Here is a 12,694-nt window from a genome sequence, read left to right on the forward strand (position 1 = left end):
AACGTAGTTTAACGGCGTTGCAGCGCCTGGTGACGGCATATTCAGGCACTTTCTTGCGGACTAACGGATAAATGAGCGATAAAAAAGCGGCTAAACCGCAACTGAGCCACAGCATAACCGCTATCGACGAGTTCGACCGCCGTATCTTGGCGCGTTATCAACGCGATACCCGCCATATTGCGCAAAGCATCGGTGAAGAGGTTGGCCTGTCGGCTGCTGCGGTGCAACGGCGGCTTAAACGGATGCGCACGGATGGCATCATTGAGCAGGAAACCGCTACACTGAACCCTCACGCTCTCGGCTACCCCGTGACTTGCCTGGTGGGTATCGATTTGCTTGAAGAACGCAACGAACAGATCAAATCTTTCAAACAAGCGATGCTTAAGCAAGCACAAGTCCAACAGTGTTATTACGTCACCGGAGAGTATGACTTTATTTTGACGGTAGTCTGCCGCGATCTTCTGGATTATGAACGTTTTACGCAAGAGGTCATAATGGCCGAACAGAACGTACGTAGTTTTACTACCTGGGTAGTGATGAGCAAAGTAAAATCCGGCACAGCCCTGCCCCTCGCACCAGATTAAGCCCCACAAATGCTGGAGTCATGCTTGCAAACACACCTGAGTATTTGCCGATAATACAATGCTGATAGTATAAAAGAGTAAAGGCGCATTTTAAATAAAAGGATATGACAAAAACAGCCAATATAAGAACTTCGTGGATATCATAAAATAAAGCGCAAAAAGAATTTGCATCATCGAATGTCAGGACAATAAAACATATGTGGCAAAAATTAAACACTCTCCAAGAAAAATCACATTACCACAATGACTTTATCATCATTCAAAGCCAGAGATATTTTACCAAGGGTGAGATCTTCGCGCAACGGTTTTAGCCGTGAAAATCAACCCCACTATATTAATTATTAATTCCGGCACAGGAATAGGGATCGAAGTTATTACTTTGAGGTTGATTGTCTTTTCAATATATAATTACGCTGCCGTAATTCGCATTTCACCAGCGCAAAATTTTTTGCCCGCATTGAATTATATCTATCCATAAAATTTCAAATCGAAGGCTATTATATTTTCATTACTACCGAACTCAGCGTTGAAATTCAATCTACAAGATTGTTAATTTCATCGCATCTAAAACGTCAACCAGTAATGGTAATAACGATACTCACAGACGGTTTTTTTTGGCTTTTAATCCTAGGCTCCAGCATAGGATTAAAATTAGCGTGAGGGGAGTAAATTCAATTTCGACGAAATTGCTAATTTGCGTCGCCGAACCCACCGGCGAGCGTTCACCCCCAGGTGAACCGAGCTGGCCGGGGGGAGCCGAATAAATTTCGCCGCCCCAGCGAGCGAAAAGCTATCGCCTACGATAGCGGTTTATTTGGGGGGCGCTAGCCCCGCACACCGTCGCGGCTAAGTCTCCGGCCAAAAGCCGGTAGCGTGGCGCGACCACCCTCTTTGAAGGCGTTTTCCCATTTTTTCGCTTGGCCGGAACGGACAAAAGAAAAAATAGGCGAAAAACGGCGTCTCAAAGGGGGTGGTCGCGCGTAGCGGGCGACGGTGTGCCGCCGTTGACGTCGGGGGTTTTGGCGCGGCGTCCAGCCGCGACATTACCCCCATGCGACAGGTAAGTAGGGCGTCCAGCCCGCGTGAACTGGCGCACGCCGTGACGTGCAGGGAAGCATGCTTTCCTGCATATGGCCGCACAGCGGCCACCATCTTTACCCCATACGCTCGCCCCGCCTTTTCGCCCGACACCGTGGGGCGAACTGATGGGGCGATGTCATGGGGCGAACCGCTGATGAAGGAGGCAACGTGATTTTAAATAAGCTGGCCGTTTCACTGTCGCCGATAGTGAATGGCGCGCTTAGCTTCATTGCTTTTATGCAACAGCATCAGCTGATGCTGGCGCTGTTATCGGGGCTGACGATGCCATTTTTCGCGTCGATGAAAAGCGATGAACGGCAAAAAGCCCCGCTGTGGCAAAAGCTGATGATTGCTTTTTCCCTGCTGTGTTTTCTTTGCGGTACGATGGCCCCGGTTGTTATCTGGATTTTCCAGTGGCTTTATAAAGGCCGTGTAGTCGCCAGCATTCCCGTTCTGGCATGGCCGGTGCTGATTGCCTTTACCGTAACGGGTTTTATTTTGCATATTCTGTTGCGCAGGGTATTAACCCCTGAATTAGACAAAATAAAGAAACGCCTCGTCAGAAAAACCACGCTTGAACGGGAATTACGCACCGATGTCCGTACGGTGAAATCACTGCTGCCGGAAACACTGCATTATGACCCGCTGGATTATATCGACCTGAACAAAGGGTTATTTATCGGCATGGACCGCGATGTTCAGCCGATGTATCTGCCTTTAAAAGACTGGCAAAAACAACACGCAGATATTATCGGCACCACCGGAGCGGGCAAAGGCGTTGCCACCGGGATATTACTTTATCAAAGTATTCTGGCCGGTGAAGGCGTATTTGTGATGGACCCCAAGGATGATGAATGGGCACCCCACCTTTACCGCAAAGCCTGCGAGGATGCAGGAAAACCTTTTGCACTGATTGACCTGCGGAAACAACAATACCAGTTAAATCTGATTGAAGGCATCACGCCAGATGAACTGGAAGAATTGTTTGTTGCCGGTTTCAGCCTGGCGGAAAAAGGGCAGGAATCTGACTTTTATCGGATTGACGACCGGAAGGCGGCGCGGATAGCCGCGCAGTTTGTCACCCGTAATACGGCCTCAACCATTCGGGATGTGTATAACGGAGACTACGTTCAGGGTACTGCAGATAAGATAAAAGCCTTTTTCGGGAAAATTGAAGAGCTGGCTTTACTCAATGCCATTAATGCCCCCACTGGATTTTCGCTTAATACGATATTTAAGGAAGGCGGTTGCTGTTATGTGATTGGTTCAATGCGCAACAGCAAAATCATTACCACTCAGCGCATGCTGTTGGTACGCCTGTACCAGCTGGCAGAGAGGCGCGAGCGGGTGAAAGACGTGCCCCGCCCCATTGCTATTTATCTTTCCGAACTGAAATACCATTTATCCAGGCCCGCGCTGGAAGGTTTAGGCGCGGCACGCGATAAAGGCGTGCATATTATTATGGACCACCAGTCGATTGCCGATTTAAAAGACTGTCCGGCAGATTTGAAAGGTGACGCCGTTGTCGGCGCGGTCGTTGAGAACGCCAAATTCAAACTGGTTTACCGTGTCATGGACCCGGACACCGCGGAATGGGTGGCCAGGATGTCAGGCACCATATTAGTGGATGACGAGGTCCGCAAAGCGAAAACCGATGCCGTGCTGACAGAGACTATCGACGACGAACGCACCATCAGGCAGGCCGAGCGTTTCTTTACCGACAGCAATATGATCCTGAATCTACCCGATTTTGTTAGCTTCATTTTTACGACAAAAACACTCCCCTCTGCTTCGCTGATTTCGCCCATCAGGGTGAAGAAACGCGAACTGGAGATCTGCGCCGTGTCGCCCGCGATTGCCGCCACCGCCGCAACGGTAAACATCACCCTGCATTTTGGCGAGGAGGAAGCCTCCCCCGGACCGGCATCAACGCCGGATATCACCATAACGCGGCGCGATCTTTTTTTTGATACGGACGAAAAAGACACAACAACACCGAATGCCGATAAAGAGGAAAACCCGTCATTGCTGGATTTTTAAAGGGGGGAATGATGCTTATCACCGCATACAGCGAACGCCAGACGCGACACCACGAAAAAATACAACGACTGCTGAATTTTCTGAAGGAGGAAACGTACAGTGACTTTAAAACACTGATGCTGCTGTTCGGTTTCAGGGATCATAAATCACTGTATTCCCTGCTTTCAAAAGCCGAGGGTATGGGCTTGATACAAAAACATGTCCTGGTATCGCGCACGATGAAAATTTCATTATGGGGCATAACCACTGACGGGCTGGCCGTTGTATTAACCCCCGACGATGCGCTTTTCCCGGCGCGGTTTGAGCCTTCAAAAATCACCGGCTGGACGTTGGAACATCACCTTGATAATCAGGCAGCCCGGATTATCCTTGAGCAAAAAGGCGCATCCGGGTGGATAAATGGCGATCGCACAACCTTCCTCAGTCGTTATCAGGTCAGCCACCGCCCGGACGGACTAATCACCCTACCCGGCGGCACCGTGATCGCCATTGAGACAGAGCGCCGTCTGAAAACCAAAGCCCGATATCAGTCGATCATCGCCAGTCATTTGCTTGCCCGAACCCGTAAAGACTGGATTTACGTTTTTTATATCGTGCCGGACCCGCAGAAAAAGCGCGGTCTTGAACGGCTGTTTGATAGCATCAGGCACGTCATCGTTAACCATCAGCACATCCCGCTGGAAACCCGCCACCGGAATGTCTTTCGCATCTATACGCTCGACGAGTTGCAACGGATCGATTTAGACCACGGCATATAGTTCTTCTCTATCACTTACAGTCCCAACCGACCCAACCAGCAGCGCAACGACCTGAAATAATACCCCTCGAAATACCCCCCAAAAAATCAGAACAGACAGGACACCAAAATGAACAGAGAAACTGACCGACTTGCGGACGTACTGACTGAAATGAGCGCAAAAGCGCTGGTCACATGGATGACGCATTCCGCACAGCAAGGCATGCCACGCGAAGAACTGCTGATACGCGGCAACGATTTTGTGTATGCTCTACAAGCAAATTTTGTGCTACTGCGTGATGTTCTGTCAGAAACACTGGAAAATATTGAGCAGCAGAGTCATGGCCTTCAAGAAAGACTGGATAATCTGGAACGGCGGCTACATGCACTCCGAGGAGATATTAATCTATCTTAGTTCAGATTTTATCTAACACCATGATGGTACAGAGCTAAACCTAGTCTGAAGAGCTACTTTGTGCTAGGTACGGACCAGAGCATTGTGGAAGACTTCAGTTCATCATCCCTTTTGTTGACTCAAGTTACTGGTTAAATTCTCAGGCATATGGTATGAGTAAAATCTCGGTGAATGGGACATTAGTTGCAAGGAGATGTATGGCGACTAGTTACATAAGTGAACATAGCGCTGAGTACTATTTAGTACCAGCACTAAAGAAGATTTTGCAGGAACAATATAGCCATGTTGCTCCTCTTTTTCCGTAGATATCTCGAGAGTTTAGTAAGATCTCAAGACAACTTCATAAAGATGACCTGTTTCATGTGCTAGTAATGTTTCCGCGCAGGCCAAAACTTAATGACCCAGATAGTGGTGAAATATATGTCACCATTAATTGGGAGCTTGAAGCTTTTAATAAAGCAGGGGAAGAAAAAGGAGTTCCAGTGATAGCTGGTTGCCCTAGAGCAGTAGATATATGGGAACTATCTAATTGTCAGAATTACGCATGGTTAGCTCTAGCACAAAGTAATTATCATGAATATTTAAATCCAATAAGTAAGATGGAAAAAAATGGATATTTGCTAGAAAAAGAGGACATTCTAGCCCTTGTAAGGAACAGTCCTGTTTTTAACTTGGAGTCTTTTAAGAATTTCTTTCGTGATGCAAAAGAAACTCAACCTTACAGGATGTATGGCAGTCAATATAAGGCTGTATACTTTTTGATTAAGACACACTAACACATAACAATGCAACCGCTTTCAGCCACTCATTAACTCGGCGTTAATGTGCGCCTTTCGCTCATAGCTGACTATCATCTTTGTTTGTGTGCTGTACGAGGAAGCTGTACAGCGATATAAGCTAATGCAATTAATCACATGGAGTAACTACACATCAATCCCTCCTTAGGGTTGTTTTAATTCCACTGCAGGAACATGACTGTTCGGTGCTCGCCCTGTCTGCGCTCCGCCTCACTCATGTCCCTACAGCGTTACTGTTTTAAAAGCCCCCTACACGCAAAGCCGCATTCCTTTGCAGTTCATTCCCGCTCAAAGCTTATCCATCAAATAACGATGCGCTTTGGATGCCGCGCTGGCGGCCTTGAAAATATAGCGTTTGTCGTTCTTCAGTGCTTTCAGCCAGGAAGCGATATAGCTTTCATGCTGCACCTCTCCAACGATCCCCAGATCCGCCATCAGGAACGCGCTTCCCAGTTCGGCGATCAACTCCTCAAACGCATATCCCTCACTGCCAAACTTCCCTTTCATTTCACGGTTCAGTCGGCTTTTTGCCCCGCTCCAGTGAACCAGCTCATGCAGTCCGGTGCCGTAGAAATTGGCCGCATCGGTAAAAAGACAACGTTCAGGTAAACGGATTTCATCGGTTGACGGTGCAAAAAAGGCGTTTTGTCCCTTCTCAATGATGGTTGCACCACTGTTACGGAAAAGCGCTTCCACCTGCGGTAACGGCTCAAAGCTCTCTGCCGGGAAAACGGCTTCGTCACTCAGAGGCAAACCATCAATTTGCTCAACATTAAACACGGTGAACGTCTTCAGCATCGGGATATAGTCAGTTTCTCCGTCGTCATTTTCCTTTTCCAGTGTGGTATAGAAAATGGCGGTAGTGCCGTGTTCCCCTTTACGCACCTGCCCGCCTTCCGCTTGCGCCTGTTTGTAAGTCATCCAACGTGAATCACTGAATCCCTGCTCGGACGCACTGCTCCACAACAACATGATATTCATTCCACTGTAAGCAGCACCAGTCGCGTAATTTGAAGGTAATCCTGACATGCCCGGTACACGCTGCCACGGGCAGGACCACGGCTTAATGCCTGCTTCTAGCGCAGAAATGATGCTATCAGTGACGGTCTGATAAATATCAGTTTTGGTTTTGGAAAATTTCGTTTTTGAGGAGCCTGACGGGTCCAGCGGGGATACGCTGGTCGCCGCTGCGGTGTTAGGGGCGCTTGTCTGGGTATGCAGGTAAATCGTCATGGTTTTTCTCCGTCAGTGTGTGATTTTCGTCTTCGTATCGCCTGACGGTTCGCTTTCCCGGCATCGTTCCAGCCTGCAAGGACGCAGAATGCGTGCTATTTATCCTTGCGGGATGGGTTGTGCTGGGAAACGATTAACCGGAAGCTGATTCGGGAACGGAAGGCACACGGGAGAAAAAACTGACCTGCACGAACGGATGTAGCGCCACTTACTCCACAGCGGTGAAAAGAGGTTTGGGGTTTGGGGTAACGCCAGCAAAATAATCAAGGTCATTAAATCATGACTATTTTTAAACCTTGTGTATAAAATACAATCAGAAAACAGATGATCGGTTTCTCACATTTGCAGTAAAAAAATATAAGAGCTGTTTTATTTTTTCTCCAATGGAGAGCTAACCGTATAGCTACAGGCTTCGGGAGCATAGATGGACTGAAGTTATGGACGAACAGACTGATTAAAGTGCGACATAATCCACTTGATCACATTTGAAAACTATAACTAGCGTTAATCAACAATCCCAAAACGGCTGATACCGAGGGTATCCATGCGTATTCAGCAGGTTAAAATCAAGAATTTTCGCTGTTTACCAGATGTAGCGCTAATGCTGGCAGAACAGACAACCATAATCGTTGGACGAAATAATAGTGGGGATTTTTAATGTCCGAAACCTTGCATGAAAAATATTTTTCGCTCTCTCATTAGTGCACAATGGATTGAAAAAAAACCACATAATAAAAATGTCTTTCCCAAGAGGTCTAACACCCTACTTCTCTAATGTATGTATAGCCCACTATTTCTCACGCAATTTACCATAAGTGTAACGTCATAAATTAACTACAAAATATCAATAAATCACCAAACTACTAGGAGGTTGATTATCAGCAAAAATACATACTTTTTAGTCTACCTTGGTATTAAAAGCTCAGTGGTCAATTGTAATAAGAAAACTTTTATTCCCGGAACAGACTTGGTATGTGAGTTGAAATAAAAATCGGGCGAAGTTCAACTGTACTTCTTCGCTGATAATTTAAATCACTGGCCTCTGAAATATTTTTCATCACGTATTTTTACGTTAAAACTCAAACCCAGTGTATACGTCCATTCTTTAGCCAGAAATGCGATTTACAGCCTGTGTTTAGCCAGATTGAGGGATAAAGAGAGGGAATATTTTTTTCATCAATACTATAACGCCAGTGTGGCTTGGCCTCTTTAAGAAGAAGCAACTCTATGACCGAACCGCATCCGCAGGGGCATTTAAAACCCACACTCCAGTCTTCTCCCCCATCTCTTGTCAAAATGACCCTCCGCCAGGGTATTTTATTAGGCAATATATCCCCATCAACAATAACCAGACGCCTTGCAGGGAGGATAGGTTCGGCCTTAAGCATTAATGCTGCGAACATTTTTTTCATAAGATTCATTTTTCAGCCCTCAGTTCAGGCATACCAAGCAGGGGTTCGTTACATCCCTCGGCAAGGAGCAGATTATTCTTTTTTGAAAATGCATTTTCCTTATAAAAATCCTCATCAGCTGCAGAGAGACTAAAACGCGTACGGGAAAAGTGATCATTAGGGTCTTCACGGAAAGGGAAGCATCTGGCAATAAACTCCGAAACACATGCAGAGGCAGCCCGCATGTTAAGTGTAATGACCGATGGCGCTTCCTCCTGAATGCCGGTGATGTATCCCTGAGCCACTTGCTGCTCATAAAGTTCAGGCTGCCTCTTTGCGATCATCTCTTCATGCAAAAGTGCTGGCGTGTAAACTTCGCGATCAAGCAGCGTTGCTCCACCGGGTTTTACATAGTCAATTCTGCCGCTAACATCGGTAATCTTTAAACCGTCTTCGGGTTCTATGTGAGTGGGTATTATTACGCCCACATCAAGAAGCGGGATCAGGAAGGCAGAAGAAATTCGATCAACAACCATTCGTCCCTGGTAGCTGTCCACACAGCAGAAAATAACGTCAGCATCAGCAACCGCTAATACCGCTTCCCTAGCTAATATTGAGCTGTGGATTGCAGTCGCGACGTTTTCTCCACGTATCCTGCTAACAGCAGCGGCAAACATCTCAACCTTAGACACATTGTGTGAGGCATCTTCTTGCGTAGCGTTCAGGATCCGGTTCAAATTCTTCTTTTCAATATGATCATCGTCAACGAGTAATATTTTACCAAAACCCAGGCGAGTTACCTGCTCCGCGACAATTGAACCGGTACCTGAAACGCCTATAACCGCGGCGGTCAGATGACTAAAACACGAAGTCATTCCAGAGGTGAATGCAATGACTTCTTTTTGCGGCACTTCATCATCGGGCCGCCAGAGGCAGATGTCATCCCCCGGTACACTGACAAGATCTACGTCTTGTACGTTGATACCTTCACTATAGAAACGGGCCCGTATTCTGCCATCAGGTATCATGATTGCAGAACCATGGAGTGCATTGACACCCTGATAAAGAGCAGGAATTGTGATGGCATCGCTCGCATCATCAAACTGTGAAAATTCAAAGAGGCCGCCTGGGTGTGAGTGAACCAAAATGATAGACATTGAAGCTGTTTCCGCAGCATCAATTGCTTTTTCCAGGTAAAGCCCTGGCCAGGAGATGAAATCATTTTTACGTGATCCGCATTCGTCGTCCGGCACTGAAATGATCTCTTTTACGAGCAGCTTAAGGCGGCTTCCTTCATTGCGATTACAGAGCAATATTGCAGCAGATTCCTTGCCATCACCTGGAAAGAGGTGTTTATGAAGCTGCTGGTGAATACCTTCTGGTATCACCATATTTGTGTTTGCGCTCACTGGCCCACCTCCTTAAGTAAACACCCGTTAGCCATGGCTAGCTGTGAAATGATGGAGTCAGTGTCCGGATCCCATTGACGATGGCGAGACCATCCTTGGAAAGTGTTCCGATCAATAACCGCTACAATTTGAGTCGCCGGGATTTCAGCACCATTTGATAGTTTAAGTGCTGGGAAAACATAAAACATATCCAACAGGCTTATGGGATACCCCTCAGGGATAAGTAAAGCGAGTTGGATCTGTTTTTGGTTGTAGCCTTCAGGCAATACATAATCGTTTATGATGAGCCAGCGTGATTGTTCATTGACACACGTTTCCCACTGAAACCCCATCTCATTAAGATACTTCTCGTCATTGGTGAGAAGTTCAAAATCGCGACGCAGAGCAACCGCAGCTTCACCGTTTGAAACATTGCGTGGAGTCAAACGCAGTTTCTCAATGCCTGGGGTTGTCAGATCAAGATGGTCGTTAATAGTTTTTTCCTCTTTAGGCCTCCCTTCAACATTGAAGAAGATATGCCAAGCCTGATCAGGGTTTAGTCCAGCTCTCACAACGGCATCCCTGACGCTGATAATGGGGGTTTCAAAAGAATAAACTTTACCCTGCACATTGAGCTTCCAGACCGGATCGCGGCTGATGAATCGCTCAACCCCTTCTGGCTCAAGCGAAACAAACTGATGCCCTTGGATCTCTTCATCAGCGGAATCCTCTTTTTCGAGTAATAGGCGCTTTCCTTCTGCGACCTCTCCAAGCTTACGGACAGTGTGTCCCGTGATCTGATTAAGCGGCCACTCCAGGCGTTCCCCATCAACGGAGAAGAAGTAGGTCCGGTCAGATATAACAACAATAAATTTATTATTGTCAGCCCCCGGACGAGCGAGTTCAGCAGGACTGAGGCTTTCGAGTGTACCGTTAGCCAGCAACTGCAGGATCACAGGCAACTGGTCGGGTTTGTAACCCGCCGCAGCGCCAATCTGGTTACCAGTAAGAGTTAAATCATCGACATTCACCTGTCGGAACTGCAGGTCTTCACCAGCAATTTCAATGTAGTGATGTGGTTTACTGCTTAGGGTATCGAGAGAGTTCATGGGATTCAGTCTCATTGGATAGTTATCTCAATGACATCTGATAAACTTTAAGAGATTTATCAGATATCACACAAGTTGGCGAACCAACATGCAGGACAATACCGCTAGATTCTGGTTAACGCAAGCAGATTTATCAGAATTATTTTATCGGAACATACACAAACTCATGCCCGCCGGACTCCGCGACCTCTTTTTTCCCCAGAATAAACCCCTGCCGATAAAGCTTTTTGAGCTTCCCACTGGCATTTTGCGTAGAGAGGTCGAACTCTGATGCCACCATGCTAGTCGTGGTAAATTCATTTCGCATAATGAAATCAATGAGCTGTTTTGTTCCTTCGGTCAGCACAGGACCGATGATGCTATAAGTGCTGCCATAGACAAAAATCGGCTGGTCTTTTGCTGTCGCGGCATATGACCAGTTATCCAGTAGGTCCTTAGACGTAACTCCTGTGAGGTAAAAGCCTTTATCTTCACGAAGCAACTTTGCAAGTGAAACGACGCTTTCTCTGGGGAAGGATGCATCGGTGGCATCAATTCCTTCAAGAGAAATGCCGAACACATTCTGCTGAGGATTATTGTCCACTATCTGCTGGAGCTTACCAAAGACCTCTCTTCCCATTTCGTTACCGAATGCAAAAGAGTCGCCGACAAGATCGAAAAGTTTGATGATAAGTGATTTCTGTTTCATCTGATTAAGTTAATCTGTTTTATTTAGGGGTGTCAATAAAGAAATCGAAGCAGATATGAGTACCGTTTATCAAACTAAGATTTTCCTTAACCTCAGCTGTGACAAGTTCACCATCTTTGTAATTCAGTTCAATGCTGAAATGTGTTTGTCTGATGATGAGCAACGCTTCGTTTTTGGACGCTTGCTTTCGAGAACTTTCAAAACCAAGGCCCCGCCCTTCTTTTGAACCATGGCGGCTAATCCCGCCGTTAGAAAAAACGTGTTTAACCAGATCTATGTCGGAACGCAATAAACCAGCAGGGAATTTTGCATATAATTCAGGATAATTACCCTGGAGCGTTGCGCGTAAGGTTGTCACTACTCCAAGCCCGCTATCCGAAATCACCGTCTGTATATGCTTCCTCCTTCCCTTGCCATTGTAGCTCTGCAGAGCTGCAAAACCAGGAATATGGCTATTACTGTGATCCTTAACATTGTTAATGAGTTCGCTAAAGACCGTCATAATGACAGTAAGATAATCTTTGGAGGCTTCAGAAACGAAGCGTTGTCCCAGTCTCTTGATAAGTTCACTGATTTCGGCCTTTGTTGAACCCATGTCTATCGCGCCGAATTCAACCAGACTCTCACTGTTATCAACATATTTTACAGCATCAGAATTGCCAAGCTGAGGTCTGAAGGGTAGAACGGTAATCTTTTGATCCAGCAGATCGTAAAAACCAGAGCGATTGAGGAAAGTTCTTGTTCTTTTACATTTAGTTAAATCGATAGTGACCGCGATATTTCGGGATGACAGTTGATTAAGTAAAGACAGCATCCTGGCAATAGCCACCATCATCAGAGAACAGTTATTGGGGAAGATTATGTCGGCTGCTTTGTAGGTCCCATCTAAAGGATTTCCACTTTTAGAAAGAGCTTCCTCAAAGTCATCCTGGGTAAGCCAAGTGTCACCAGGAAGAGAAAGTACAAAAGTTCTGTTCGTGGACTGGAACCACTTATAATTCTCATCTTGATTAAATAAATGCCCACTTCTACTCAGGAATGAATTGACCTTTTTTTTATCAAACCCAAGTTGCTTGGCGATCTCACGCCCCGTCAGGCCTGGGTTAGCGTTAAGTAGCTTATCAATGTCACTGAACATTATTATATTTTTTTCCTGTCAATCCCCAGCGGAGGTCTTGCCAGTTATTCTAATGAGTTGTTTATGAAATCGCTATAGTTTCAGCCTGCAAGGAA

Annotated in this window: 12 protein-coding genes; 6 read left to right on the forward strand and 6 right to left on the reverse strand. The window is 46.3% G+C overall.

Annotation, left to right across the window (positions count from 1 at the left end; genetic code table 11):
- Positions 1 to 71 precede the first annotated feature (71 nt).
- The 5 genes from ACL2XM_RS11525 to ACL2XM_RS11545 all read left to right on the forward strand — a co-directional run bounded on the left by ACL2XM_RS11525 (position 72) and on the right by ACL2XM_RS11545 (position 5,631).
- Positions 72 to 584 carry an Lrp/AsnC family transcriptional regulator gene (locus ACL2XM_RS11525; protein WP_413732961.1) on the forward strand — a complete coding sequence of 171 codons (513 nt, stop codon included), beginning with the start codon at positions 72 to 74 and terminating at the stop codon, positions 582 to 584.
- 1,248 nt (positions 585 to 1,832) lie between these two features.
- Positions 1,833 to 3,704 carry a type IV secretory system conjugative DNA transfer family protein gene (locus tag ACL2XM_RS11530; RefSeq protein ID WP_413732963.1) on the forward strand — a complete coding sequence of 624 codons (1,872 nt, stop codon included), beginning with the start codon at positions 1,833 to 1,835 and terminating at the stop codon, positions 3,702 to 3,704.
- An 11-nt stretch (positions 3,705 to 3,715) separates the two neighbouring features.
- Positions 3,716 to 4,462, forward strand: coding sequence for a MobC family replication-relaxation protein (gene mobC / locus ACL2XM_RS11535; protein WP_413733220.1), 747 nt, complete (start codon positions 3,716 to 3,718; stop codon positions 4,460 to 4,462).
- Positions 4,463 to 4,570: 108 nt separating this feature from the next.
- Complete coding sequence (locus tag ACL2XM_RS11540; protein ID WP_413732964.1) at positions 4,571 to 4,855, forward strand: hypothetical protein; 285 nt, start codon at positions 4,571 to 4,573, stop codon at positions 4,853 to 4,855.
- Between the two features lie 362 nt (positions 4,856 to 5,217).
- Complete coding sequence (locus ACL2XM_RS11545) at positions 5,218 to 5,631, forward strand: hypothetical protein (RefSeq protein WP_413732965.1); 414 nt, start codon at positions 5,218 to 5,220, stop codon at positions 5,629 to 5,631.
- Between the two features lie 309 nt (positions 5,632 to 5,940).
- Here ACL2XM_RS11545 and ACL2XM_RS11550 read toward each other — a convergent pair whose 3' ends face one another.
- Positions 5,941 to 6,885 carry an ArdC family protein gene (locus ACL2XM_RS11550; RefSeq protein WP_413732967.1) on the reverse strand — a complete coding sequence of 315 codons (945 nt, stop codon included), beginning with the start codon at positions 6,883 to 6,885 and terminating at the stop codon, positions 5,941 to 5,943.
- Positions 6,886 to 7,429: 544 nt separating this feature from the next.
- Between ACL2XM_RS11550 and ACL2XM_RS11555 the strand changes: the two genes are divergently transcribed.
- Entirely contained in the window at positions 7,430 to 7,543 is a 114-nt protein-coding gene (locus tag ACL2XM_RS11555; RefSeq protein ID WP_413732968.1) for an AAA family ATPase, read from the forward strand.
- A gap of 421 nt (positions 7,544 to 7,964) precedes the next feature.
- Here the strand turns inward: ACL2XM_RS11555 and ACL2XM_RS11560 are convergent, their stop codons facing one another.
- From ACL2XM_RS11560 to ACL2XM_RS11580, 5 genes are all read right to left on the reverse strand, one after another.
- On the reverse strand, positions 7,965 to 8,297 hold the full coding sequence (locus ACL2XM_RS11560) for a DUF6527 family protein (protein WP_413732970.1): 333 nt from the start codon (positions 8,295 to 8,297) through the stop codon (positions 7,965 to 7,967).
- A gap of 5 nt (positions 8,298 to 8,302) precedes the next feature.
- Entirely contained in the window at positions 8,303 to 9,685 is a 1,383-nt protein-coding gene (locus tag ACL2XM_RS11565) for a ThiF family adenylyltransferase (RefSeq protein WP_413732971.1), read from the reverse strand.
- Positions 9,682 to 10,773, reverse strand: coding sequence for a multiubiquitin domain-containing protein (locus ACL2XM_RS11570; RefSeq protein WP_413732973.1), 1,092 nt, complete (start codon positions 10,771 to 10,773; stop codon positions 9,682 to 9,684). Before ACL2XM_RS11570 ends, ACL2XM_RS11565 begins: the two co-directional genes overlap by 4 nt.
- A gap of 139 nt (positions 10,774 to 10,912) precedes the next feature.
- The gene (locus ACL2XM_RS11575; RefSeq protein WP_126124240.1) at positions 10,913 to 11,461 is read right to left on the reverse strand and encodes a MarR family transcriptional regulator; all 549 of its coding nucleotides are present in this window, start codon (positions 11,459 to 11,461) and stop codon (positions 10,913 to 10,915) included.
- 19 nt (positions 11,462 to 11,480) lie between these two features.
- Complete coding sequence (locus ACL2XM_RS11580; protein ID WP_413732974.1) at positions 11,481 to 12,599, reverse strand: ATP-binding protein; 1,119 nt, start codon at positions 12,597 to 12,599, stop codon at positions 11,481 to 11,483.
- Positions 12,600 to 12,694 lie beyond the last annotated feature (95 nt).

Origin of the sequence: Sodalis sp. RH20, assembly GCF_047324205.1 — a bacterium.
GTDB lineage: Bacteria > Pseudomonadota > Gammaproteobacteria > Enterobacterales > Enterobacteriaceae > Acerihabitans.